The following is a 24,418-nucleotide window of genomic DNA, read 5'->3' as shown; positions in this document are numbered from 1 at the left end:
CGCCCACCCGCCGGATCAGGCGGGTGGGCGTTCGGCTTTCCGGACCCGGCGCCGGTCAGGATCTCGTGGCGCGGTGGGCGAGGGTCAGGGTCCGGCGGGCCTGGGCCAGGATCGCCGGGTCGATGAAGTGGCCCGTGGGCAGGGCCTGGGCGCCGGGGTTCGCCGCGGCGGCCTCGACGATGTGCTCGGCGGATTCGATCTCCGCCGGCGTCGGGGCGTAGGCGCGTTCGATGACCGGGAGCTGGCGGGGGTGGATCGCGGCACGGCCGAGGAACCCCAGCGCGCGGCCCTGCGCGCATGAGCGGGCCAGACCGTCGAGGTCCTTGGTGTCCGGGTGGATGGACTGCGCGGGCGAGGGCAGACCCGCGGCGCGGGCGGCGACGACCACCCGGGAGCGGGGCCAGTCGAGCGCCCGGTCGTCGCGGGCGGCCAGATCGGCGCGGAGGTCAGCCTCACCGAGCGCGATGCCCCGGACCGAGGGGTGGGCGGCGGCGATCTCGTACGCCCGTTCCACGGCCAGCGCCGACTCCAGGAGGAGGTGGAGGGGGAGGGCCCCTCCGTCCGCGGGGGCTGCGCGCTCCGCGACGCGGACCACGTCGGCGGCCGCGGAGATCTTCGGCAGACGGAGGGCGCCCAGGCCGGGGAGCCGGGTCAGCGCCTTGAGGTCGTCCTCGCCCCATCCCGTGTCCAAGGGGTTCACCCGGACGTGGACGGGGACCGGCGGCGGCTCGGCGAGCAGCTCGGCGGTGGCGGAGCGCGCGTACTCCTTGCGGTCGGGGGCGACCGCGTCCTCCAGGTCGACGATCACGACGTCCGCGCCGGCGGCCAGCGCCTTGGTCACCACGTCCGGGCGGTCGCCGGGGACGTAGAGCCAGGTCAGCGGGACGGGGGTGGCCGGGCGGGCGGTCACAGGGCGCCCTCCTCGCGGAGCGTCGCGATGTCCGTGCCGGTCAGGCCCAGCTCGGTGAGGATCGCGTCCGTGTCCGCGCCGTGCGGGCGGCCCGCCCAGCGGATGCCGCCCGGGGTCGCGGAGAGTCGGAAGAGGACGTTCTGCATGCGCAGGGGGCCCAGCTCGGGGTCGTCGACGGTCGTGATGGTGTCCAGGGCCCGGTACTGGGGGTCGGTCATCACCTCCCGTACGTCCTGGATGGGGGCGACCGCCGCCTCCGCCTTCTCGAAGCCCTCGATGACCTCCTCCCGGGTGTGGCGGGCGATCCACGCGCCGACCGCCTCGTCCAGGAGGTCCGCGTGGCGGGCCCGCTCCGCGCCCGAGGCGAACCACGGCTCGTCGATCAGCTCCGGACGCCCGACCAGCCGCATCACCCGCTCCGCGACGGACTGGGCGGACGTGGACACGGCCACCCAGGAGCCGTCCGCCGTGCGGTAGGTGTTGCGGGGCGCGTTGTTGGCGGAGCGGTTGCCCGTGCGGGGCTGGACGTGGCCCAGTTGGTCGTACCAGAGGGGTTGGGGGCCGAGGACGGTGAGGATCGGCTCGATGATCGCCATGTCCACCGTCTGCCCCTCGCCCGTACGGTCACGCGCGGCGAGCGCGGTCAGCACCGCGTACGCCGTCGCCAGGCCCGCGATCGAGTCGGCCAGGCCGAACGGCGGGAGCACCGGCGGGGCGTCCGGTTCCCCGGTGATGGCGGCGAAGCCGCTCATCGCCTCGGCGAGCGTGCCGAAGCCGGGGCGGTGCGCGTACGGCCCGAACTGGCCGAAGCCGGTGACCCGGGTGAGGACCAGGCGCGGGTTGGCGGCGGACAGCTCCGGCCAGCCCAGGCCCCACTTCTCCAGGGTGCCGGGGCGGAAGTTCTCGATGATCACGTCGGAGGTGGCGGCGAGCCGGAGGAGGGTGTCCCGGCCGCCCGGCGTCGAGAGGTTCAGTGTGAGGGTGCGCTTGTTGCGGCCGAGGAGCTTCCACCACAGGCCCACGCCGTCCTTCGACGGGCCGTGCCCCCGGGAGGGGTCCGGCTTCGTCGGGTGCTCGACCTTGATGACCTCCGCGCCGAAGTCGCCGAGCATCGTGGCGGCCAGCGGGCCGGCGAAGAGAGTGGCGAGGTCGAGGACGCGCAGATGGCGGAGCGGGGGGTCGTACGCCTGGGTCATGAGGGGCGGATCTCCCGGAGGGTGAGGTGGGCCAGGGCGTCGAAGCCGATGCCGTTGAAGTCGGCGACCGAGGTGGCCAGGCGGTTCTTGAGCGGGGCCGTCCACCGCTCGGGGAGCGCGCGCGGGGAACCGGTCAGGAGGCCCGCGATGCTGCCCGCCGTCGCCCCGTTGCTGTCGGTGTCCCAGCCGCCCGACACCGCACGGCACACGGAGGCGGTGAAGTCGCCGTCCGCGTGGGTGAGGGCGGCGGTCAGCAGCGCCGTGTTGGGGACGGCGTGGACCCAGTGGTGGTCGGCGTAGGTGGCGTGGAGTTCGTCGACGATCCTGTCGAAGTCCCGCTCTCCGGCGGCCAGTCGGAGGGCGTGGCGGATCGCCTTCGCCAGGCGGGCGTGCTCGGGGACGACGGTGAGGCCGGTCCGCAGGCAGTGGTGGATGTCGTGGGCGCCGGTGGCGGCCTCGGCGATGACGGCCGCCACGAACATCGCCGCGTACACCCCGTTGGCGGTGTGGGTGAGGGTGGCGTCGCGGTGGGCCTGTTCGGCGGCGGCCGCCGGGTCGCCGGGGTTGGTCCAGCCATGGACGTCGGCGCGGATCAGGGCCCCGATCCACTCCCGGAACGGATTGCGGTGGCGAGCGGTCCGGGGCGGCTCGATCCCGCTCAGCAGGTTGCGGTAGGCGACGCGTTCGGCGGTGAAGGTGCGGCCCGCGGGGAGTTCGTCGAGCCAGAGGGCCGCCACGTCGGCGGTGGTGAAGCCGGGCCCGTGCCGCTGGAGCAGGAGCAGGTTGAGGAGCGGGTAGTTGAGGTCGTCGTCCTCGGGCATGCCGTCGATGTTCTCGGCGAGGGAGGTCGGCGCCGAGCGGCGGTTCCAGGGGTGGGCCCGCAGCAGGTCGGCGGGGACGCCCCGGGCGGTGAAGTACGTGTTCAGGGGCCAGTTCCCGGCGGCCTGGGCGAGCCGGCGGATGGCGGTGAGGGGCAGCTTCTCGACGGGTTTGCCGAGCAGACAGCCCACGGCCCGGCCCAGCCAGGCGGCCTCCAGGGCCGCCGGGTCCCCGTTCGCCGGACCGGCGGAAGTACCGCGCCGGGTGGGCCAGTCGGGGCACAGGGCCCTGATCTCGTCGAGGTCCGTCGGCTCTTGGTCCGCCGTTTGGCTGGGCAGGTCCGCCAGCTCGTCCAGCAGGTCCTCGGCCAGCAACCGCAGGTAGCGGGAGGCCGGCTGAGGGGAGGCGCCGGCGCGGAGGGGGGCCTGGGGGCCGCCCGCGTTCTTCCAGCGGGTGGCGATGGCGGAGGGCGCGCGGCCGTCCTGGGCCGCCTGGTGCAGTTCGTGGCCGAGGAGGTCCTCGGGCTGGACCCAGGTGAGGCGGAGGGCGGTCACCGGGTGCCCGCCAGGGTGGCGAAGGCAGCCTCGTGGGCGCGGCGGCGGCGTACGTCCCGGGCGTGGATCTCCAGCGCCACCTGCGTCAACGCCGTGGCGGGCGCGTGCAGGTCCAGACGGCTCGCCTCCGCGACCGTCTTCGCCCAGTCCGCCGGTACGTCCGAGCCCAGCGCTCCGGCCAGGGCACCCGCCATCGTGGCGATGGAGTCGCAGTCGCGGCCGTAGTTCACCGAACCCAGCACCGCGTGGCGGTAGTCGCCGCGGGCCACCAGCAACATGCCGAGCGCGATGGGGAGTTCCTCGATGGAGTGGAGGCGGGAGGGGCGGCGGGCGCCGAGGGAGGGGGCGCGGTAGTCGGGGCCGACCGTGTCGAAGGGGGCCACCGCCTCGCGCAGCGGCCTGAGCGCCGACTCGAAGTCCGCGTGCCGGGACGCCACGTCGCACACCGCCTCGATCGCGGCACGCGTGCCGTCCTTCGCCAGCCGTACGCAGGTGTCGACCACGGACCGGGCGGTGGCGCCCGGTGCGCACGCCGCCGCCACGGCCGCCGCGAACACGCCCGCCGCCTCCCGGCCGTACGACGACTGGTGGGCGCCCGCGACGTCGAGGGCCTCGGCGTACGCGCCCCTCGGGTCGGCCGCGTTGACCAGGCCGACCGGCGCCATGTACATCGCGGCACCGCAGTTGACGATGTTCCCCGTGCCGGCCTCGCGGGGGTCGACATGGCCGTAGTGCAGCCGGGCCACCAGCCACTTCTCGGCGAGGAATACCCGTTGCAGGGGGAGGGCCTCCGCCTCCAGCTCCGGGATCCAGCGCGGGGTGGTCATCATGTCGGGGACCAGGTGCTCGGTGATCGCGTACGCGTCGAGGTGGTCGCGGACCCGCTCGTAGACCCGCACCAGCGCGTGGGTCATCAAGGTGTCGTCGGTGACGTGGCCGTCGCCCTTGTGGTACGGGGCGATCGGGCGGGCGGTGCGCCAGTCGTCACCGTTCCAGGGGCCGACGATGCCGTGGACGCGGCCGCCGTGGCGTTCGAGGATCTGCTCCGGGGTGTAACCCTCGACCGGGCCGCCGAGGGCGTCGCCGACGGCGGCGCCGACCAGGGCGCCGGTGATGCGTTCTTCGAGGCCCGCGTCGGTGTGCGGCACGGTGTGGCGATGGGGGTCCAATGAGGGCGTCATGCCCGAATCATCCTCCGGGGGCGGCGAGTTCCGTGGCTGCGAGAAGTTCGGCGAGGTGTACGAGATCCGTACCGGTGAGGCGGGGGAGGGCGCAGCCGGAGAGGGTGCGGCAGGCGTCCCGCCAGGCGTCGGGGATGGCGGCGGCGCCGCCGAGCGCGCCGGTCAGGGCGCCGGCGAGGGCGGGGGCGGAGTCGGCGACACGGGACAGGCAGGCGGCGGCGGGGACGGCCTCGGCGATCCGGCCGCGGGCGGCGGTGGCCAGGGCGAGGGCGACGGGGACCGTCTCGGCGGCGGCGATGCCGTAGCTGTAGACGTGGTCGACGATCTGGTGCTCCAGGAGGGGGACCAGAGCGAAGGTTCCTTCTTCCTTGTGGCGGTGGGCGAGGTCGAGGGCGTGGCGGGCGTTGCGGCCGATCTCCGTCTCGGCGGGGAGTTCGGCGAGGGCCGCCGCCGCGCAGGTGTCGACGTCCGCGCCGGCGAGGGCGAGCGCGAGGGCGGCGGCCATCGCGCGGGCGCCGTGCACGCCGTCGCCGTCCTGGGTGTAGCGGGCGTCGAACTCGGCGAGGTCGGCGGCGCGCCGGGGGTCGCCGGGGTGGGCCACCGCGAGCACGCAGGCGCGGACGCAGGCCGCGTCGTCGAAGTAGTGCGGGTTGTCGTGGCCGGTGGCGGGTGGGCGCAGTCCGGTGGCGAGGTTGCCGAGGCCGGCGCGTACGGAGATGCGGGCGCGCAGGGGGAGGACGGCGGACTCGACCTCGGGGGCGCGTTCCGCCGCCGCGGCGATCTCGCTGGCGACGGTGTTCCAGGAGAGGTCGATGGAGGCGCGGGTACGGCGCTCCAGGCTCAGGTCGCCGAGGGCGGCGGCGTCCCCGGCGCGCAGCAGGGCCTCGGCTGCGAACGCCGCCCATTCCGCGTCGTCGGAGGGGCCCAGCCGGAGGGGCTCGGGAGGCTGGTTGAGGGCGATGGGGACGGGGAGGGTGGTCGTCGCGTTCTGCTCCGCGAAGGTGTCCAGCTCCCGGGTGAGACGGCGGGTCCACTCGGGCATCCGCGCGGCCCGGTGCCGGGCGGCGGGCCAACCGGCGGCGTCACCGGCGGCCAGACCGAGGAGGAGGCCCTCGATTCGGGCGGGGAGCCGGGGGGAGGGGTGGCGCCCGGGCGTCCGGCCCGTCGCGGGTTCGTCGTCGGGTGCGGGTGGCCCCTGGGGTGGTGGTTCCTGCCCGCTGAGGTCGGTGTCGGCGGGCGTCGGGGGGTCTGCGGGGGAGGACTCCGAGGGCTCCGTCGGCGTCGGCGTGGGTGGGGGCTCCGTCGGCGTCGGTGTCGGCGTGGGTGGGGGCAGCGTGAGGGGGGTGCCTGTGGGGCCCTCGTCCCAGGGGCTGGGGGGATTCATGGGTGGGGGGCCTCCTCGGGGGCCAGGGCGTAGGACGGTGCGGTGGGCCGGGTCGGGGGGAGGGGGCCGGTGATCCACTTGGCACAGTCGTCCGGGGTGAGCAGCTCGGCCACGTCCAGGACGTGGTGGCCGGCCATGGAGGGGAGGCAACTGCCTCGTGCGGGACCGATGGGCGTCGTCCACTCCGCCGGGATGGACGAGGCACCGTGGGTGGCGCCGGCCAGGGCGCCCGCCACGGCCGCGGTCGTGTCGGCGTCGCGCCCCATGTTGACCGCGGTCAGGACGGACTCGGTGAAGTCGCCGTCGGCCGCCGCGTACGCCCCGAACGCCAGGGCGACCGCCTCGGGCGCCAGGTCCGTCCACGGGTAGCCGCCGATGACCACGGCGGACCGGACCGCGCGCTCGCCCCGGTGGGCGACCGCCACCGCGCGGCGCAGCGAGCGCGCCGTCCAGGAGTCGTCCGGGACGACGGCCAGGGCGGAGGCCACCACCGAGATGGCCGGCGCGCCCGCCATCGCCGCCGCCACCCCCGCCGCGACCGCCTGACCTCCGTAGATGCCCTCGCCGTCGTGGCTGACCGACCCGTCGATGGCGACCAGACGCGCGGCCTCCGCGGGGCGGCCCGCCGCGAACACCCCGAAAGGCGCCGCCCGCATCGCCAGACCGTCGCTCCAGGCGTGCCGGTGCTGCGCCGAGATCGGGGCGGCGAGACCCCGGCGGAGGTTCTCCAGCGTGCCGCGCTCGCTGAAGCCGGCGCCCCGGAACGGGCCCTCGTCCAGATCCGCGATCCACTGGTGCCAGGCCGTCTCCACATGTGTGACGGTGAGCGCCGAGCCGTGCCGGGCCAGCAGCAGCCCCGAGAAGATGGCGTACTCGGTGTCGTCCGTGCCCGCGGGGTTCTCGGCGACGTACCCCGTGATGCGGCCCCAGCGGGCGCGGATCTCGGAGGGCTTCATGTTCTCCGCGGGCGCCCCCAGCGCGTCCCCGACGGCGAGCCCGAGCATGGCGCCGCGCGCCCGCTCGCGGAGACCGGTGGCGTCCCCCGGCAGCGGGGCCGGGGGGACGCAGGCGATCGAAGGCATAGGACGCCTCTCTGGCCCGCTCTTCGAGGGCCGGTCCAGCGGATCGTGTCCGAGGGAGTCGGGCGACCGCTGTGGGTGGTCGCGTCGCCGGGCGGTACGGCCGCCCGGGTGTGCCGGCGGCTCCGGTGTGCCCGGCCGGCGTGCCCGGCCGGTTGTCCGGGCCGGTGTGTCCGGGCCGGTGTGTCGGCGGCCCCGGTGTGTCCGGTGCGCTGCCCGCGCCGACCTGGTGGTGCCGGTGGCTCCTCGGTGCCCTCTTGCGTGCCGCGACCGGTGGGTCGCGCAGCGGTATGGGCAGTTGATCCGTTCTGAAGATTTCTCTGTGAAGATCTCTGCCACATCGCGTGCCCGACCGGGCCCCGGAACGCTCCGGTATCACCCGGTCGACATCTGTGCGGGGTCTTGTACGAATGAGCGGCTCTCATTCTTCGAACACCCCCGAACTCCCCCTCGAACGCAGGTAAGTACGGCCTTCCTTGCTGGCAGAAGCGATTTTCCGAGCGTACGTTCGACGTATGGCGATCATTGACACCGAAGCAGCGCTGCACGTGGCGCACCGCGACAACCACACCCACCGCGACGTGAACGGCGGCTGGCTGCGCCCCGCCGTGTTCGGCGCGATGGACGGGCTCGTGTCCAATCTGGCGCTGATGACCGGTGTCGCCGGCGGCACGGCCGGCCGGGAGGCGGTCGTCGTCGCCGGGCTCGCGGGACTCGCCGCCGGCGCCTTCTCGATGGCGGCCGGCGAGTACACCTCCGTGGCCTCGCAGCGCGAACTCGTCGAGGCGGAACTCGACGTCGAGCGGCGGGAGTTGCGCAAGCACCCCAAGGACGAGGAGCAGGAGCTGGCCGCCCTCTACGAGGCCCGCGGCGTCCAGCCGGAACTCGCCCGCGAGGTCGCGAGACAGCTTTCGCGCGACCCCGAGCAGGCCCTGGAGATCCACGCCCGCGAGGAGCTGGGCATCGACCCCGGCGACCTCCCCTCGCCCGCCGTCGCCGCCGTGTCGAGCTTCGGCTCCTTCGCGCTCGGCGCCCTGCTGCCCGTGCTGCCCTATCTGCTCGGCGCGAGCGCGCTGTGGCCCGCGGTGCTGGTGGCGTTGCTGGGGCTCTTCGCCTGTGGTGCGCTGGTGGCGAAGGTGACGGCCAGAAGCTGGTGGTTCAGCGGGCTGCGTCAGCTGGCCCTCGGGGGTGCCGCGGCTGGTGTGACGTACGCCCTGGGCACACTGTTCGGTGCGGCCGTATGATGAATCGGCTGGCTACGTATGCGAGGGACTGTATAAGTAGTCGTTACCAGGCGGTTTCGAATGCTTAACCGCTGGGCATGAGCCGTAAGCGCCGCCGGCAATGACGCCTGCACCGCACCTTGCCGCAGGGAGCGACGACGCCCCCCGCACATCGAGTCGAAGGACATGGATCTGTCCGGCTGACTCCCCCTTGCTCCCGCCGCCGTGCGTCGCACCCGCTCAGCGCCGCGGCGTCCGCATGTTGGAACGAACTATCCCGGTTCCCGAGAATCGCTCCATCATGTAACCTGCACGAAATTTTGCACTCCACGCAGAGGGCCAACGTCGTCCCTCGGCAACTGCACATGCCAGATGACGACGACGGGAGAGCCGATGCGTACGCCGCGCCAGCCGTCCCAGCACTCCACGAATGGCCAGAAGTGGTCGTTCATGGATGCTCGCCCTGCTGCGCAGGGTATGTACGACCCCCGCAACGAGCGCGACGCCTGTGGCGTCGGCTTCGTGGCCACCCTCACCGGCGAGGCGAGCCATGCGCTGGTCGAGCAGGCGCTCACCGTTCTGCGCAACCTGGAGCACCGTGGTGCCACCGGCTCCGAGCCGGACTCCGGCGACGGCGCCGGCATCCTCTCCCAGGTGCCCCACGGCTTCTTCCGTGAGGTGGCCGGATTCGAGCTGCCCGAGGCCGGCGCGTACGCGGTCGGCATCGCCTTCCTGCCCGAGGCCGGCGCCGACGACGCGGCCGCCCGCATCGAGGCCATCGCCGCCGAGGAGGGCCTGACCGTCCTCGGCTGGCGCGAGGTGCCCGTCGCGCCCGAACTGCTCGGCGCCACGGCCCGCTCGACGATGCCCGTCTTCCGTCAGATCTTCGTCACCGACGGCGCCGCGGTGCCCGCCACGGACATCGACCTCGACCGCAAGACGTTCGTGCTGCGCAAGCGCGCCGAGCGCGAGGTCGACGTCTACTTCCCCTCGCTGTCCGCGCGGACCATCGTCTACAAGGGCATGCTGACCACCGGCCAGCTGGAGCCCTTCTTCCCGGACCTGTCCGACCGCCGCTTCGCCTCCGCGATCGCGCTCGTGCACTCCCGGTTCTCCACCAACACGTTCCCGTCGTGGCCGCTCGCCCACCCGTACCGCTTCGTCGCGCACAACGGCGAGATCAACACGGTCAAGGGCAACCGCAACTGGATGCGCGCCCGCGAGTCCCAGCTGGTCTCCGACCTGTTCGGGCCGCAGGAGAAGCTGGAGCGGATCTTCCCGATCTGTACGCCGGACGCCTCCGACTCGGCGTCCTTCGACGAGGTGCTCGAACTGCTCCACCTCGGCGGCCGTTCGCTCCCGCACTCCGTGCTGATGATGATCCCGGAGGCGTGGGAGAACCACGACTCCATGGAGCCCGCCCGCCGCGCCTTCTACCAGTACCACTCCACGATGATGGAGCCCTGGGACGGCCCGGCCTGCGTCACCTTCACCGACGGCCGCCAGGTCGGCGCGGTCCTCGACCGCAACGGACTGCGCCCCGGCCGCTACTGGGTCACCGACGACGGCCTCGTCGTCCTCGGCTCCGAGGTCGGCGTCCTCGACATCGACCCCGCCAAGGTCGTCCGCAAGGGCCGCCTCCAGCCGGGCCGCATGTTCCTCGTCGACACCGTCGAGCACCGCATCATCGAGGACGACGAGATCAAGGCCGGCCTCGCCGCCGAGCACCCGTACGCGGAGTGGCTGGAGGCCGGCGAGATCGAGCTGTCCGACCTGCCCGAGCGCGAGCACATCGTGCACACCCACGCCTCGGTCACCCGCCGCCAGCAGACCTTCGGGTACACCGAGGAGGAGCTGCGCGTCATCCTCGCGCCGATGGCCAAGGCCGGCGCCGAGCCGATCGGCTCCATGGGCACCGACTCGCCGATCGCCGCGCTGTCCTCCCGCCCCCGGCTGCTGTTCGACTACTTCACCCAGCTGTTCGCGCAGGTCACCAACCCGCCGCTGGACGCGATCCGCGAGGAGCTGGTCACCTCGCTGCGCTCCTCGCTGGGCCCCGAGGGCAACATCCTGGAGCCGAGCGCCGCGTCGTGCCGCAGCGTCACGCTGCCCTTCCCGGTGATCGACAACGACGAGCTGGCCAAGCTCATCCACATCAACGCCGACGGCGACATGCCCGGCATGAAGGCCGCGACCCTCTCCGGCCTGTACCGGGTCTCCGGCGGCGGTGACGCCCTCGCCGCGCGCATCGAGGAGATCTGCGCCGAGGCCGACGCCGCCATCGAGAACGGCGCCCGGCTGATCGTCCTGTCGGACCGCCACTCCGACGCCGAGCACGCGCCGATCCCGTCGCTGCTGCTCACCGCGGCCGTCCACCACCACCTCATCCGCACCAAGCAGCGCACCCAGGTGGGCCTGCTGGTCGAGGCCGGTGACGTCCGCGAGGTCCACCACGTCGCCCTGCTCATCGGCTACGGCGCCGCCGCCGTCAACCCGTACCTGGCGATGGAGTCCGTCGAGGACCTCGTCCGCGCCGGAACGTTCCTCTCCGGTATCGAGCCCGAGCAGGCCATCCGCAACCTGATCTACGCCCTCGGCAAGGGCGTCCTGAAGGTCATGTCGAAGATGGGCATCTCCACCGTGGCCTCCTACCGCGGCGCCCAGGTCTTCGAGGCCGTCGGCCTCGCCGACGAGTTCGTCGACAAGTACTTCAACGGCACGGCCACCAAGATCGGCGGCGTCGGCATCGACGTCATCGCCAAGGAGGTCGCCGCCCGCCACGCCAAGGCGTACCCCGCCTCCGGCATCGCCCCGGCGCACCGCGCCCTGGAGATCGGCGGCGAGTACCAGTGGCGCCGCGAGGGCGAGCCGCACCTGTTCGACCCGGAGACGGTCTTCCGCCTCCAGCACTCCACGCGCACCGCCCGCTACGACATCTTCAAGAAGTACACCGAGCGGGTGAACGAGCAGTCCGAGCGCCTGATGACGCTGCGCGGCCTGTTCGGCTTCAAGTCGGACCGGCAGCCGATCCCCGTCGAGGAGGTCGAGCCGGTCTCCGAGATCGTCAAGCGCTTCTCGACCGGCGCCATGTCGTACGGCTCCATCTCCAAGGAGGCGCACGAGACCCTCGCCATCGCCATGAACCAGCTGGGCGGCAAGTCCAACACCGGTGAGGGCGGCGAGGACCCCGAGCGCCTGTACGACCCGGCGCGCCGGTCGTCCATCAAGCAGGTCGCGTCCGGCCGCTTCGGTGTGACCTCCGAGTACCTGGTCAACGCGGACGACATCCAGATCAAGATGGCCCAGGGCGCCAAGCCCGGTGAGGGCGGCCAGCTGCCCGGCCACAAGGTCTACCCGTGGGTCGCGAAGACGCGTCACTCGACGCCGGGCGTGGGCCTCATCTCCCCGCCGCCGCACCACGACATCTACTCCATCGAGGACCTGGCGCAGCTGATCCACGACCTCAAGAACGCCAACCCGCAGGCCCGCATCCATGTGAAGCTGGTCTCCGAGGTCGGCGTCGGCACGGTCGCGGCCGGTGTGTCCAAGGCCCACGCGGACGTCGTGCTCATCTCGGGCCACGACGGCGGTACCGGTGCCTCACCGCTCACCTCGCTGAAGCACGCCGGCGGTCCCTGGGAGCTCGGCCTCGCCGAGACCCAGCAGACCCTGCTGCTCAACGGCCTGCGCGACCGCATCGTCGTCCAGACCGACGGCCAGCTGAAGACCGGCCGTGACGTCGTCATCGCCGCGCTGCTCGGCGCCGAGGAGTTCGGTTTCGCGACCGCGCCGCTCGTCGTGTCCGGCTGCGTCATGATGCGCGTCTGCCACCTCGACACCTGCCCCGTCGGCATCGCCACGCAGAACCCGACGCTGCGCGACCGGTTCTCCGGCAAGGCCGAGTACGTCGTGAACTTCTTCCGGTTCATCGCCGAGGAGGTCCGCGAACTGCTGGCCGAGCTGGGCTTCCGCTCCATCGAGGAGGCCGTCGGCCACGCCGAGGTCCTCGACGTGGAACGCGCCGTCGACCACTGGAAGGCGCAGGGCCTGGACCTGGAGCCGCTGTTCCACGTGCCCGAGCTGCCCGAGGGCGCGGTCCGCCACCAGCTGATCGAGCAGGACCACGGTCTGGAGAAGGCGCTCGACAACGAGCTGATCAAGCTCGCCGCGGACGCCCTGGCCGCGTCCGACGCGACCGAGGCCCAGCCCGTGCGGGCCCAGGTCAAGGTCCGCAACATCAACCGCACGGTCGGCACCATGCTCGGCCACGAGGTGACGAAGAAGTTCGGTGGCGCGGGCCTGCCCGACGACACCATCGACATCACCTTCACCGGCTCCGCGGGCCAGTCCTTCGGCGCGTTCCTCCCGCGCGGTGTCACGCTGCGCCTGGAGGGCGACGCCAACGACTACGTCGGCAAGGGCCTCTCCGGCGGCCGTGTGATCGTCCGCCCGGACCGGGGCGCCGACCACCTCGCCGAGTACTCGACGATCGCGGGCAACACCATCGCCTACGGCGCGACCGGCGGCGAGCTGTTCCTGCGCGGCCGCACGGGCGAGCGGTTCTGTGTCCGCAACTCCGGCGCGCTGGTCGTCTCCGAGGGCGTGGGCGACCACGGCTGCGAGTACATGACCGGCGGTCACGCGGTCGTCCTCGGCGAGACGGGCCGCAACTTCGCGGCCGGTATGTCCGGCGGCATCGCGTACGTCATCGACCTCGACCGCGACAACGTCAACGTCGGCAACGTGAACGCCGTCGAGGCGCTCGACGACACCGACAAGCGGTGGCTGCACGACGTGGTGCGCCGCCACGCCGAGGAGACCGGCTCCACGGTCGCCGAGAAGCTGCTCGCGGAGTGGGACGAGGCCGTGACCCGCTTCAGCAAGATCATCCCCAGCACGTACAAGGCAGTGCTCGCCGCCAAGGACGCCGCCGAGCGAGCCGGTCTCTCCGAGACCGAGATCACCGAGAAGATGATGGAGGCGGCGACCAATGGCTGATCCCAAGGGCTTTCTCAACCACGGCCGCGAGGTCGCCAAGTCCCGCCCCGTCGACGTCCGGCTGAAGGACTGGAACGAGGTCTACGTCCCGGGTTCGCTGCTCCCGATCATCTCGAAGCAGGCGTCCCGCTGCATGGACTGCGGCATCCCGTTCTGCCACAACGGCTGTCCGCTCGGGAACCTCATCCCCGAGTGGAACGACTACGCCTACCGCGAGGACTGGGCGGCCGCGAGCGAGCGCCTGCACGCGACCAACAACTTCCCGGAGTTCACCGGCCGTCTGTGCCCGGCCCCGTGCGAGTCGGCGTGTGTGCTCGGCATCAACCAGCCGGCCGTCACCATCAAGAACGTCGAGGTCTCGATCATCGACAAGGCGTGGGACAGCGGCGATGTCGCGCCGCAGATCCCGGAGCGCCTGTCGGGCAAGACGGTCGCGGTCATCGGCTCCGGCCCGGCGGGCCTCGCGGCGGCGCAGCAGCTGACGCGGGCCGGTCACACGGTCGCGGTGTACGAGCGCGCCGACCGCGTCGGTGGTCTGCTCCGCTACGGCATCCCCGAGTTCAAGATGGAGAAGCGGCACATCAACCGCCGCATCGAGCAGATGCGCGCGGAGGGCACCCGCTTCCGCACGGGCATCGAGATCGGTCGCGACCTCAAGGCGACCGACCTGAAGAAGCGGTACGACGCCGTCGTGATCGCCGCCGGTGCCACGACCGCGCGGGACCTGCCGGTGCCCGGCCGTGAACTCAAGGGCATCTACCAGGCCATGGAGTACCTGCCGCTGGCCAACAAGGTGCAGGAGGGCGACTACGTGGTGTCGCCCATCTCGGCCGAGGGCAAGCACGTCGTCGTCATCGGCGGCGGCGACACCGGCGCGGACTGCGTGGGCACGGCCCACCGCCAGGGCGCGGCGTCGGTGACGCAGCTGGAGATCATGCCGAAGCCGGGTGAGGACCGTGCCCCGCACCAGCCGTGGCCGACCTTCCCGATGCTGTACAAGGTCACCTCGGCGCACGAGGAGGGCGGCGAGCGGGTCTACTCCGTCTCCACCACCCACTTCGAGGGCGACGAGGACGGCAACGTCCAGTGGCTGCACCTCGTCGAGGTCGAGTTCGTCGACGGCAAGCTGACGCAGAAGCCGGGTACGGAGCGCAGGATCCCCGCCCAGCTGGTCACCCTCGCGATGGGCTTCACCGGCACCGACCGGGAGAACGGCCTGGTCGAGCAGTTCGGCCTGGAGCTCGACGAGCGCGGCAACATCGCCCGCGACGCCGACTTCCAGACGAACGTGCCGGGTGTCTTCGTCGCCGGCGACGCGGGCCGCGGCCAGTCGCTCATCGTGTGGGCGATCGCGGAGGGCCGCTCGGCCGCCCGCGGCTGCGACCGCTTCCTGACGGGGGCGAGCGAACTGCCGGCCCCGATCAAGCCCACGGACCGCGCGCTGGTGGTCTGACGACCGCCCCGACCGGGTGACCTCGGGTCACCCCGGACACGTCCCGTACAACGGCGTACGGAACACAGACGGCGCCTGCCCCCCGTCCCCGACCGGACGACTGGGCAGGCGCTGTCGCATGCGCGGACGCGGGGGCCTTTGGAGCGCTTACTTGGTGGGGGAGAACCAGGTGATGATCACGGCGGCGGCGACGGCGAGGATGCCGAGGAGTGCGAGCCACCTCGCCCATTCGATCAGTGTCCAGATGATTCCTGGGCGATTGTTCTCGTAGTCGAGCAGCCGCGTCGGCTCCCCGTAGAAGTCCGCGCCGGGACGCCCGTGAGCGGCGAGCACGGTGAGCCAGGAGGCCACGATCAGGGCGGCGAAGCCGCCGACGAGAAGCGAGATCACCGCCAGGCGGGGGCACCCCTGCATCTTGCTCAGGTCCTCCTGGCCCTTGAGCACGAAGACCGCGGTCAACAGGCCGGTGAGCGACGCCACGAAGTTCCGGTAACCCTCGGCTTGTTGCAGGGCGGCCGCCAACTGGCGTTCCGGATGCATCATGTGCTCAAGACGGCGTTCGGCGTCGTCCAGTTCGTCGCGGGCGTACGTCATGGCGTAGCACCGTCCGCCCACGAAGCGATGGTTATCCGCGCGCCGCAGCCGACTTCCACGCCCTGGGGACGGCCCGTGTGCAAGGACGTGCACAGGCAAAGGGTGCTGAACGGCTGGGGGCCCGGGCCTTTACGGCGGCTGAGGAGACCGCCGCCCTTGGCCTGGGCGTACTGACCCGCGGAGTAGCGCCTCGTCATGGTGCAACCGCATTCCGGGCACGTGCCGGTGGCCTCGTACACCTCCTTGCCGCCGAGGTCCCGGCGGATCCATTGGAAGGTGACGGGGGTGGTGTGATGCGGCCTGTCGTTGTACGGGTTGAGGGGGCTCACTTGGCTTCCTGACCGGCTTCGGCGTTGTTTTCCTGGCGCGGGAGTCGAAGATCGAAGAGGGCGGCGTACCGGCTGAGGATCTCGCGGATGTCGTTCTCCGTCAGGTCCGTCTCCTCGGCGCAGAGGGCGATATGGTCCTGGGTGACCTCTCCCGAGACGGCCGGGGCACGGCCGGTGAGCTGCTCGGTGAGGACGATGACGTCGGCCCAGTGCGGGATGATCTCGCCTTCCTTTGGGGTCGGTTCGCGGACGGTGACCTCCAGACCGAGGCAGCGGAAGGGGGAGTAGCGGTCGTAGGTCCGGCTCAGGGTCCAGCCGAAGCGGCCGGCCACCAGCACGAGTTCGAGGGGCCCGAGGGTGCCGGGCCCGAGAAGTCCCGCGCCGAAGGCGGCCAGGTCGAAGCGGGTGGGTACGAAATCGGCGAGGACCTCAGCGTCCGGGCCAGTCAGGTCACCAGGTATGGGCGGGCCGCCGATGGCCGCGTAGGTGGCGAGGTGGTGGGCGGACTCGGCGACGGGCGTACCCAGCAGTTCGGCGTGCTCGAGAAGGCCCCGGATGGTCAGGGTGGGGGTGAACTCCGTGGAGAACCCCTCTGTCGCGACTCGCGTGATCGTCGCTGTGTCGCCCGGCGACACACGGAGTGAACGGACTTCCGGCGGCATCGAGGGAAGAACCAGCGGGAGGTGCTTCACCGTGGTCTCCAGCCGGTCGAGGACATCGCCCAGGGTCTCTCCGGGGCTGGCGAGTCTCAAGCAGTGGGCGGGGGACACCGGTTGTACGTCGAGGGCTGATGCCATGAGACTGCCTCCCGGACTGATCGGGGGCACCTTGATCTGCTCCAGCAACATCGCACGGTCCCAGGACGCGTTCGTCGCGAGGAGTCCGCAGGCATCGAGCATGTCCACAGCCCTCTCGAACTCTCTCATGCTCCCTGAGGACCGGGTGCGAAAGGCATAGAAATAGCAGCCGACCAGTTCCCAAGGACCGAACGTCTCTTTCCGGTCCGCCCAGTACTCCAGGTCCTGGACGAGCCAGTCCGGCGGGACCCAATCGGCAGCCTGCGGCGGGACGGCGGGGCCGTGTACCCCCGTCAGGGAAGAGGACTCGTCGAGCAGCCGAGCTACCTCCCCCAGCGGCAACTCCAGTGTCGAAGAGGCGCGCAACAACTGCAGCAGGCTGGGACGACCGCTCCGCCAGGGGCTTTCCCCCACCCCCATGGTGTGGACCCGCAGAAGGAGGCGCTCGGCGGCGGTCAGGGTGCTCGTCTGGGGGCCGCATGACGTCTCGGGTACCTCCACAACGGAGAAGCCGAGGGCGGTTAGGCGGCGAAGACGGGACAGCAACTTCACGGCGTCCAGTTGCGCGCCGTTCGCCGCGGTGCGCTGCTTGAGATGGGAGAGCGACACTTCCCCTGGACGCCACGACCTGACCGAGGACCATCCGGGCCCGATCTCGGCGGCCAGTACCTGCGCCTCATGGGTCGTGAAGCGCTCTCCGGCCAGCGCTTCGTCCAGTTCCGGCACCGGGGGGAGGGTGGGGTCCAGTTCGCGCAACTGCCGCAGAACGGAGGCGCACTCACCCAGGGGCAGCTTGTGCACACTGGATATCAAAACCATCGGAGCGTGCGCCGCAGGGCTGCGCGTCGAGCCCTCCGGCATCGAGGCGTAGGCGGCGTAGAGCCGGGCAGCGGCCTGCGCAGGCCGCACGGCTAGTTGTGACCGGATGTCCTCGACAGCGGGGACCACGACACCAGTGATGGCGTAACGGCGCAGTGCCTTCACCGCGGCTCTGAGTGGAATTCCCGCCAGCGTCGCGGCTCTGAGTGCCTGCTTCCAAGTCCGGTCGTCCGTCAGAGTCTCCGGGAAGAGGAGCGCGTCCAGGCCGACCGCTGCGGGATATCCCTCAGGGGCGAACTGCTGCTCCGCGACGGACGGACGTTCGAGAAGCGATGCCCGCCACCAGCGGAACACACGCGACTCATGGGAACGACCAGCGCCCAGCTGCATCACCCCCACTCGGCTCGTGAGGAAACTCCTGTCCATCGGGAGACAGCCAGCGGACTTCAGGGGCAGTCGCTCACGCAGGAGACGAGTGTCACGGCTATGCGGTTCCAGAACGGCCGTCACGTCCTTTGACAGGGCGTTGAGTACGGTGACGGCGAGCGTCGGCTCGCGGTCGGCCAGCGTCCATAGCCATCGCAACGACACCTCGCCCCATTGCGCCACTGCCCGGGGAGCTGTCTCGCGCACTTCGGCCAACACCCGTTCGGCATCGTGCGACAGGAGGTTGTTGCGGTCCACACTCGGCACCGGACGATGCCGCTCCCGCAGGTTGGCGATGTACCCGTAGACGGTGGGCGCGTCCCGCACCACAACGCCGTCGAGCAGCAGTTGGCCCTCCCCCTGCACCAGCCACACATCCGTACCCGGCGTGTGCGCCGCCGGGAGGCTCCACTGCCGCGCTGCCTCCAGCTTCCCCGGGCCCCAACTCCCGCTGCGCACCTCACGCTCCGGGTCCTCCCGCGCGTACTCCACCGCCCGTACCGTGTAGTCGCTCACCCACAGGACCGACTGCAGTGTCTCCACCAGCGAGGGCGGACGCTCGTCCTTCCCCAGCGCCAGGTACAGACGGACGCGGGTGCCGCCCTTGGTCGGGGCGCCTTTGCCAGCGGTGATCCGCAGTAGCCCGGAGCCGGACTGGATCTCGGCGCGCGAGGCACGGTCGAGGGACTCGCGTTGCCCGTAGCGGTTGACCGGGGCGGTGGTGACGACGACCTCCTCGGCGAGCATGAAGTAGCTGAAGACTCCGATGCCGAACCGGGAGTTGAGGGCCAGGGGGGTGAGTTCGGCCCGGCGCCACTCGCGGCGCTCCTGCATGAACTCGGGGTCCTGTTCGTACCGCTTGCCGGCGCGGGCGAACATCGAGGTCAGTTTGGCACGGCTCATGCCCGTACCGTTGTCCTCACACTCGATGTAGAGCCGCCCCTCTTCGTCCCAGCCTTGGGTGAAGGTGATCTGCCCGGTCCAGCCCTCCTCGGTCTCGCCCTGTTTCCGGCCGTACTGGTCCCGCATGTCTCGCAGCCGACAGGCGTCCAGCGCGTTCTGATACAGCTCCCGCACGGCGAGCATCTTGTCGCCGTAGAGCTGGGCGCCCATGAGCAGAGGGCGGATCTCGTCCTCGGCGAGGCGGAATCGTTCCAGGGGCGCGGTGTACTGTCCCGGTTCAGGGACCAGCCGACGGCACGTGACGCGTTCGGGCAGACCGCGCAGGAGAGACGGCAGGCTGGAGCGGTTTTCCAGCCAGCGTCCCCGGATCGCCGAAATGGAGGCGTCGGCCCGGGCCGCGAGTTCCTCGACGGCGGCGTGGAGCGCGGGGTGCGGGCAGGGGAAGCGCACGTCCAGGCCGTAAGCGCCCGCTGTGAGGTCACCCACAGCGGCGAGGTCGAACTCCTCGGACAACGCGCGCACCACGGTCGCCGGGACCAGCGGTTCGTGGGCGCCGAGGTGGTCGACGAGCGCACTGGACATCCGGCGTGGGTCGGCGGAGAGCAGCCCCGCGGTCCACAGCAGCTGGGCGAGCTGCGGGGCGCGCCACTTACCGCCGGGTACGGGATCGAATGTGTCCCAGTCGTCGTCGTCGGAGTCGTTGATGCGGGGCCGTTCCCCCGGTTCCACTGTCAGATGACCCAGTACTTGCCGGATCTGGCCGTTGATGCGGTGCAGCGATCGTTCGGACGGTCCGCCGGGCGGCAGGTTCTCGGCGGAGTCGGCGATGACTCGGGACAGCTGGCACAGCAGCAGGTCCACGCCAGGGTAGTCGCCGGTGCGCTCCCACAGGGGATCCCAGTCCGCGATGAAGCGGTGGCGCAGCCAGTGCTCGGCGGCCCTCGCCTCGGCGGCCAGACCCCGCCCGCGCAGCGTTTCGAGGGTGCTCTGGACCTGTTTGTGGGCCCGGCGTACGTCATCGACGGCGGCGAGGACCAGCGTGGCGTGCGGGTCCGGCTCGGCGTCGGCCGGGTGCTCGCGGTCGAGTACGTGCCGCAGGCTCTCCAGCGCCACGGCGGTGATGTCCTCGTGCACGAGGGGAGCGGCGAGCAGGACGGCGGTCTCGGCCGGGGACAGGAACACCTTTGGTTCGCTGTGCTGGGCGCGCTTGATCAGTCCCACGAGCCGGCGCTCGAAGCGAGCCGGGTAGGTCGACTCGGGGCCCCACCAGGGGTCGTCCCAGTGGGCTCCCGCGCTCCTCACGTTGCGTCCGACCTGCTCAGCCAGCTCCGCCAGGCCGGTCTTCACCCGGTTGTGGACCGACTCGCTGCCCGAGGTGTGCTCCCACAACGCGGACTTCGTGACCAACTCCGCCCAGGGAAGTGGCTCCTTGTATCCCTTGCACAGTTCGAGCGTGTCCACGGGCTGCCCGAACGGGGCGAGGTGTTTGACCGTCGGAGGGTCGACCGGCTCGTCACCGGCCAGGCGGCGCATCTCCTGCTCGGTGTACCGCATGATCTCGCCGAACGTGGTCGGCGGGGTGTCGGGAGCCAGTGCCCCGGCCAGTGCCCGGCCGAACCAGCTGCCGTGCTCCGGATCGGCGTACGAGCGCTGGCCCTCACCGCAGCTGTAGAGCCACACCACGTCCTGGGCGGGCACCCATACCCCGGTTGTGTCGTCGCGTTGCGTCGGGTCCGCCTCCCGGCAGGCGTCCAGGCAGATGACCGTGGTCACGCCCTTCTGCAACGCGTTCAATTGGAGCCCGGCCGGATCGGCTCCCAGCAGGGAACTGCGCATGAGGGTCGGAGTGCCGTCGGAACGCGGCTCGTCCGGCTGCGCGTCGGCCGCCAGCAGGAAGTCGTGGTCGCCGAGTGTCACACCGTGAGAGGAGATGTAGACGAAGGCGGTGTCGCCCGGTTCGCAGGAGGAGAAAAAGTGGCGCAGCGCACGCTGGAGACCGCTCCTGCCCAGCTTGAAATCAGGGACAAGCCCTGAGTGATGCCTGGTGACGCCGTAGCCAGACTTCTCCAGCGCCTCCGCCACGAGTGAGACGTCCTTCTCGGCACACGTCAGCGGCGGGAACCGTGCGTTGAGTTCCGGCTCCTCAGCTAGGGCCGGTGTCGCCGTCACTCCGATCAGCAGTGCCCGCCGTCGCCCTTGGAGCTCACCCTGCGCCATTCCCGCCGACCCCACCCAGAACTCCTCCGCCGACCGCGCCGATCAGCGACATGATTCCAGAAGTGCCCAGAATGTGCGCCGGGTTGGGGCAGCCGGACGGCAGCAGCGGAGCGAGGACGCGGTGGGGCCGCGTCCCCGCTCGTGTTCGTGTTCAGCCCGTCATCGTCGCGGCCTTGCCCACCGCCAGGACGAGCAGGAGGGCGAGGAGCGCCGCGCAGGCGCCGGCCTGGATGAGGACGCGGCGGCGGTCGCGTGGGGCGTAGGCGTAGGCGAGGGCGATGAGGCCGCCGGTGAGGAGGCCGCCGAGGTGGCCCTGCCAGGAGGTGACGACCGCCGAGATGACCAGCCAGATCAGCAGTCCCGCCATGAAGCGGTTGATGCCGCCGGGGTCGGCGCCGAGGCGGCGGGCGAGGACGTAGTACGCGGTGCAGACGCCGAAGATCGCGCCGGAGGCGCCGACCGTGGCGGCGTCGGGGGCGAGGAGCAGGACGAGCACCGAACCGCCGAGGGCGGACAGGAGATAGAGGGCGAGATAGCGGGCGCGGCCGAGCTGGGCCTCCACGATCCGGCCGACGTTCCACAGCGTGACCATGTTCATCACGATGTGGAGGATGCCGAACGTGCCCTCGGTCGGCGGGAGATGGAGGAACGCCCCGGTCAGCAGGCGGTACCACTCGCCGTCGATGACGCCCTCGGGATGGAAGTCGGCCGGGTAGACGCTCTGCCAGACGTAGTGGAGGCCGTCCGGGCCCGCGAGGCCCCGGCCCAGCATCGAGAAGTCGTCCACGACCGAGGGGCGGACCAGTTCGGCCACGTAGGCCAGGACGTTGAGGCCGATGAGGACGTACGTCACCAGCGGCACCGCCGAGATCCGGCCGCCGAAGGCCGTGCGGGCCGGGCGGACCGTGCGGGCGCCCTCCTTCACGCACTCCGGGCACTGGTGGCCCACGGCCGCCTCGCGCATGCAGTCCGGGCAGATGAAACGGTCGCAGCGGGTGCAGCGGACGTACGACTCCACCTTCGGGTGCCGGTAGCAGGTGGTGACGGCGGGCCCCGACGGCGAGGCGGAGTCGGGGGACCCCGGTGGCTGTGCGGGCTGGGGCGGCTGGGAGGGCTCCGGCGACTTGGCGGACTCGGGCGGCTGGGGTTCCACGGCCGGCTCCTTGCTGGTGCGGACTGATGACGAGCCGGTGAGGGCGGCGGCGAACAAAATAGCGAACTCTCAGGGGCGGGAGGGGAGGGGGAGGCGCAAAGGGGTGCGGGCGGGGGCGTCGGGGGCATCGCGGTCGGCCTCAGCGGGGTACGGGAGGCGCCGGTCGGGGTGCCGGCCCGGCGCGGCCGCACACCGGCCCCGGAGGAGTACCGGCAGCTCACCGGCGGCGACCACCGCCGTTGAGCACCGTCTCCCGGCAGGCGTCCGGCGAACCCCATGCCGAGCGCAGCGCACGGGCCTTGGTCAGCCACAGCGACAGGTCGTACTCCGCGGTGTAGCCGATCGCGCCGTGCGACTGGAGCGCCGTGCGGGCCGCTCGGTACGCCGCCTCGCAGGCCATGACCTTGGCGGCGGCCACGTCCGCCGGATCCAGGGTGACTGCCGCGCCGAACACCAGCGGGCGCGCGAACTCCAGGGCCACCTTCGTGTCGGCCAGCCGGTGCTTCACCGCCTGGAACGAGCCGACGGGCACCCCGAACTGGGTGCGCCGTCCGACGTACTCCACCGTCCGGTCCAGGAGCGCGAGCCCGACGCCGAGGGCCTGCGCGGCGACCGCGAGGCGGGCCCACAGGACCGCTCGGGCGACGGGCGGGCCGGTGGCGAGGAGGTCACCGCCGGGGGAGAGGGGCGTCAGGCGGCGGGCCGGGTCCAGGGACGGGCGGACGCTGCCATGGCCCGGGGGCAGCCGCAGTTCGGTGCCGCTCAGGGACAGCCGGGTTTCCGCCGCGTCCCCGTCCAGCGCGTACGACGACCCCGGCGACGCGAGCGTGGCCATCGCCTCCCCGGACACCAGCGCCGGGAGCAGTCGCCTCGCCGGGCCCGGATCGTCCAGCCCCGCGAGGAGCACCGTGGCCGCCACCGTCTCCACCAGCGGGCCCGGTACCGCGTGCCGACCCAGCTCCACGAAGGCGACGGCCAGTTCGACGGGTAGGGGGCCCAGCCCCTCGTACGCCTCCGGCGCGGCAAGCGCGAACACGCCGGCTCGCGCGACCCGCCCCCACAGCGCCCGCCCGGCCGCGTGCTCCCCACGGCTCCAGGCCCGCGCGACCGCCGGTGTGTCCGCGGCCGTCAGCATCGCGTCCAGCGATGCGGCGAACGCCCGCTGCTCGGCGTCGAGGAGGAGACGCATCAGCGGGACTCCTCCTTCATGCCCGGCGTTCCCTCGGCCTTCATGCCCGACGCCCCCTCGGCAGCCCCAGCAGGCGTTCGGCGATGATGTCCCGCTGGATCTCGTTGGTGCCGGCGTAGATCGGGCCGGCGAGGGAGAAGACATAGCCCTCGGACCAGTCGGTGTCCGCCAACTCGCCCTCCTCGCCGAGGAGTTCCAGCGCCGTCTCGTGCAGGGCGATGTCGTACTCCGACCAGAACACCTTGTTCAGGCTGGACCCGGGGCCGAGCGGCTCGCCGTCGAGGAAGCGGGAGGCGCTCGCCCAGGTGAACAGTTCGTAGGCGCGGGCGCCGATCAGGGCGTCGGCCACGCGGCCGCGGGTGGCCGAGGGGCGGCCCCGGGCGTCCCACAGGTCGCGCAACCGGTCGGCGGAGGCGAGGAAGCGGCCGGGTGAGCGCAGCGTCAGCCCGCGTTCGTTGTCGGCCGTCGACATCGCGATCCGCCAGCCCTGCCCCGGCTCGCCGATCACGTCCTCGTCCGGCACGAACACGTCGTCCAGGAACAGTTCCGCGAAGGCCGGCTTCCCGTCGAGGCGGCCGATCGGGCGGACCGTCACCCCGGGCGCGCGCAGGTCGAACATGAGGTACGTCAGCCCCTGATGCGGCTTCGGCGTGCCCGGCTCGCTGCGGAACAGACCGAACGCGCGGTCCGCGAACGCCGCGCGCGACGACCACGTCTTCTGGCCCCTGAGTAGCCATCCGCCGCCCGTACGCACCGCCCGGGAGGTCAGCGAGGCCAGGTCCGAACCGGCCTCCGGCTCCGACCACGCCTGCGCCCACACCACCTCACCCGAGGCCATCGGCGGCAGCACCCGGGCCCGCTGCTCCTCCGTGCCGTGCTCGAACAGGGTCGGCGCGAGCAGGTTGACGCCGTTCTGGCCGACCCGGCCGGGGGCGCCCGCCGCGTAGTACTCCTCCTCGAAGATCAGCCAACGGGTCAGAGTCGCGTCCCGGCCCCCGTACGCGGCCGGCCAGTTCACCACCGACCAGCGGTCGGCGGCCAGTTCGGCCTCCCAGGCGCGGTGGGCGGCGAAGCCCTCCTCGGTTTCCAGGGACGGCAGCGGCACGGACGGCACATGCGCGCGCAGCCAGGCGCGGGCCTCCTCGCGGAACGCCTCGTCGGCCGGGGAATGGGCGAGGTCCACGGGGGGTCACC

Annotated in this window: 14 protein-coding genes; 3 read left to right on the top strand and 11 right to left on the bottom strand. The window is 72.0% G+C overall.

The annotated features are described in order from the left end of the window. Positions 1-55: 55 nt before the first annotated feature. From ACZ4Z2_RS05785 to ACZ4Z2_RS05760, 6 genes are read right to left on the bottom strand one after another with little or no spacing between them, the layout of a single operon-like run. Entirely contained in the window at positions 56-910 is an 855-nt protein-coding gene (locus tag ACZ4Z2_RS05785; RefSeq protein WP_468072723.1) for an HpcH/HpaI aldolase/citrate lyase family protein, read from the bottom strand. Beyond that, entirely contained in the window at positions 907-2,106 is a 1,200-nt protein-coding gene (locus ACZ4Z2_RS05780) for a CaiB/BaiF CoA transferase family protein (protein WP_468072721.1), read from the bottom strand. The genes ACZ4Z2_RS05785 and ACZ4Z2_RS05780 overlap by 4 nt, the downstream gene beginning before the upstream one ends. Further along, on the bottom strand, positions 2,103-3,479 hold the full coding sequence (locus tag ACZ4Z2_RS05775; protein ID WP_468072719.1) for an ADP-ribosylglycohydrolase family protein: 1,377 nt from the start codon (positions 3,477-3,479) through the stop codon (positions 2,103-2,105). The genes ACZ4Z2_RS05780 and ACZ4Z2_RS05775 overlap by 4 nt, the downstream gene beginning before the upstream one ends. Next, positions 3,476-4,660: an ADP-ribosylglycohydrolase family protein gene (locus ACZ4Z2_RS05770; RefSeq protein WP_468072717.1), complete on the bottom strand. Its 1,185-nt coding sequence runs from the start codon at positions 4,658-4,660 to the stop codon at positions 3,476-3,478. The genes ACZ4Z2_RS05775 and ACZ4Z2_RS05770 overlap by 4 nt, the downstream gene beginning before the upstream one ends. A gap of 7 nt (positions 4,661-4,667) precedes the next feature. Continuing rightward, positions 4,668-6,044, bottom strand: a complete 1,377-nt coding sequence (locus tag ACZ4Z2_RS05765; RefSeq protein ID WP_468072715.1) for an ADP-ribosylglycohydrolase family protein — start codon at positions 6,042-6,044, stop codon at positions 4,668-4,670. Next, positions 6,041-7,126: an ADP-ribosylglycohydrolase family protein gene (locus ACZ4Z2_RS05760; protein ID WP_468072713.1), complete on the bottom strand. Its 1,086-nt coding sequence runs from the start codon at positions 7,124-7,126 to the stop codon at positions 6,041-6,043. The genes ACZ4Z2_RS05765 and ACZ4Z2_RS05760 overlap by 4 nt, the downstream gene beginning before the upstream one ends. 512 nt (positions 7,127-7,638) lie before the next feature. Here ACZ4Z2_RS05760 and ACZ4Z2_RS05755 point away from each other — a divergent pair. From ACZ4Z2_RS05755 to ACZ4Z2_RS05745, 3 genes are all read left to right on the top strand, one after another. After that, positions 7,639-8,367, top strand: coding sequence for a VIT1/CCC1 transporter family protein (locus ACZ4Z2_RS05755; RefSeq protein WP_468072711.1), 729 nt, complete (start codon positions 7,639-7,641; stop codon positions 8,365-8,367). A 372-nt stretch (positions 8,368-8,739) separates the two neighbouring features. Then, positions 8,740-13,344: a glutamate synthase large subunit gene (gene gltB / locus ACZ4Z2_RS05750; protein WP_468072710.1), complete on the top strand. Its 4,605-nt coding sequence runs from the start codon at positions 8,740-8,742 to the stop codon at positions 13,342-13,344. Next, a complete protein-coding gene (locus ACZ4Z2_RS05745; protein ID WP_468072708.1) occupies positions 13,337-14,797 on the top strand; it encodes a glutamate synthase subunit beta in 1,461 nt (486 codons plus the stop codon). Before gltB ends, ACZ4Z2_RS05745 begins: the two co-directional genes overlap by 8 nt. Positions 14,798-14,944: 147 nt before the next feature. On the opposite strand, the gene ACZ4Z2_RS05740 is transcribed toward ACZ4Z2_RS05745, so the two are convergent. The 5 genes from ACZ4Z2_RS05740 to ACZ4Z2_RS05720 form a co-directional block, all read right to left on the bottom strand. Beyond that, positions 14,945-15,412, bottom strand: coding sequence for a hypothetical protein (locus ACZ4Z2_RS05740; protein ID WP_468072706.1), 468 nt, complete (start codon positions 15,410-15,412; stop codon positions 14,945-14,947). A 304-nt stretch (positions 15,413-15,716) separates the two neighbouring features. After that, positions 15,717-20,897, bottom strand: coding sequence for an HD domain-containing protein (locus ACZ4Z2_RS05735; protein WP_468072704.1), 5,181 nt, complete (start codon positions 20,895-20,897; stop codon positions 15,717-15,719). 136 nt (positions 20,898-21,033) lie between these two features. Further along, positions 21,034-21,900: a rhomboid family intramembrane serine protease gene (locus ACZ4Z2_RS05730; RefSeq protein WP_468072892.1), complete on the bottom strand. Its 867-nt coding sequence runs from the start codon at positions 21,898-21,900 to the stop codon at positions 21,034-21,036. Positions 21,901-22,252: 352 nt separating this feature from the next. Then, entirely contained in the window at positions 22,253-23,224 is a 972-nt protein-coding gene (locus tag ACZ4Z2_RS05725; RefSeq protein ID WP_468072702.1) for an acyl-CoA dehydrogenase family protein, read from the bottom strand. A gap of 40 nt (positions 23,225-23,264) precedes the next feature. Beyond that, entirely contained in the window at positions 23,265-24,407 is a 1,143-nt protein-coding gene (locus tag ACZ4Z2_RS05720) for an acyl-CoA dehydrogenase family protein (RefSeq protein WP_468072700.1), read from the bottom strand. Positions 24,408-24,418: the final 11 nt, after the last annotated feature.

It is taken from the genome of Streptomyces sp. NPDC030183 (assembly GCF_055573455.1).
The sequence above is the reverse complement of the archived record's forward strand: the minus strand, read 5'-3'. Positions and strand labels throughout refer to the sequence as shown.

Coding starts and splice junctions, on each gene's coding strand:
- gltB (WP_468072710.1), top strand. CDS start 8,740: ATGCGTACGCCGCGCCAGCCGTCCCAGCACTCCACGAATGGCCAGAAG.
- ACZ4Z2_RS05780 (WP_468072721.1), bottom strand. CDS start 2,106: ATGACCCAGGCGTACGACCCCCCGCTCCGCCATCTGCGCGTCCTCGAC.
- ACZ4Z2_RS05770 (WP_468072717.1), bottom strand. CDS start 4,660: ATGACGCCCTCATTGGACCCCCATCGCCACACCGTGCCGCACACCGAC.
- ACZ4Z2_RS05755 (WP_468072711.1), top strand. CDS start 7,639: ATGGCGATCATTGACACCGAAGCAGCGCTGCACGTGGCGCACCGCGAC.
- ACZ4Z2_RS05745 (WP_468072708.1), top strand. CDS start 13,337: ATGGCTGATCCCAAGGGCTTTCTCAACCACGGCCGCGAGGTCGCCAAG.
- ACZ4Z2_RS05760 (WP_468072713.1), bottom strand. CDS start 7,126: ATGCCTTCGATCGCCTGCGTCCCCCCGGCCCCGCTGCCGGGGGACGCC.
- ACZ4Z2_RS05725 (WP_468072702.1), bottom strand. CDS start 23,224: ATGCGTCTCCTCCTCGACGCCGAGCAGCGGGCGTTCGCCGCATCGCTG.
- ACZ4Z2_RS05765 (WP_468072715.1), bottom strand. CDS start 6,044: ATGAATCCCCCCAGCCCCTGGGACGAGGGCCCCACAGGCACCCCCCTC.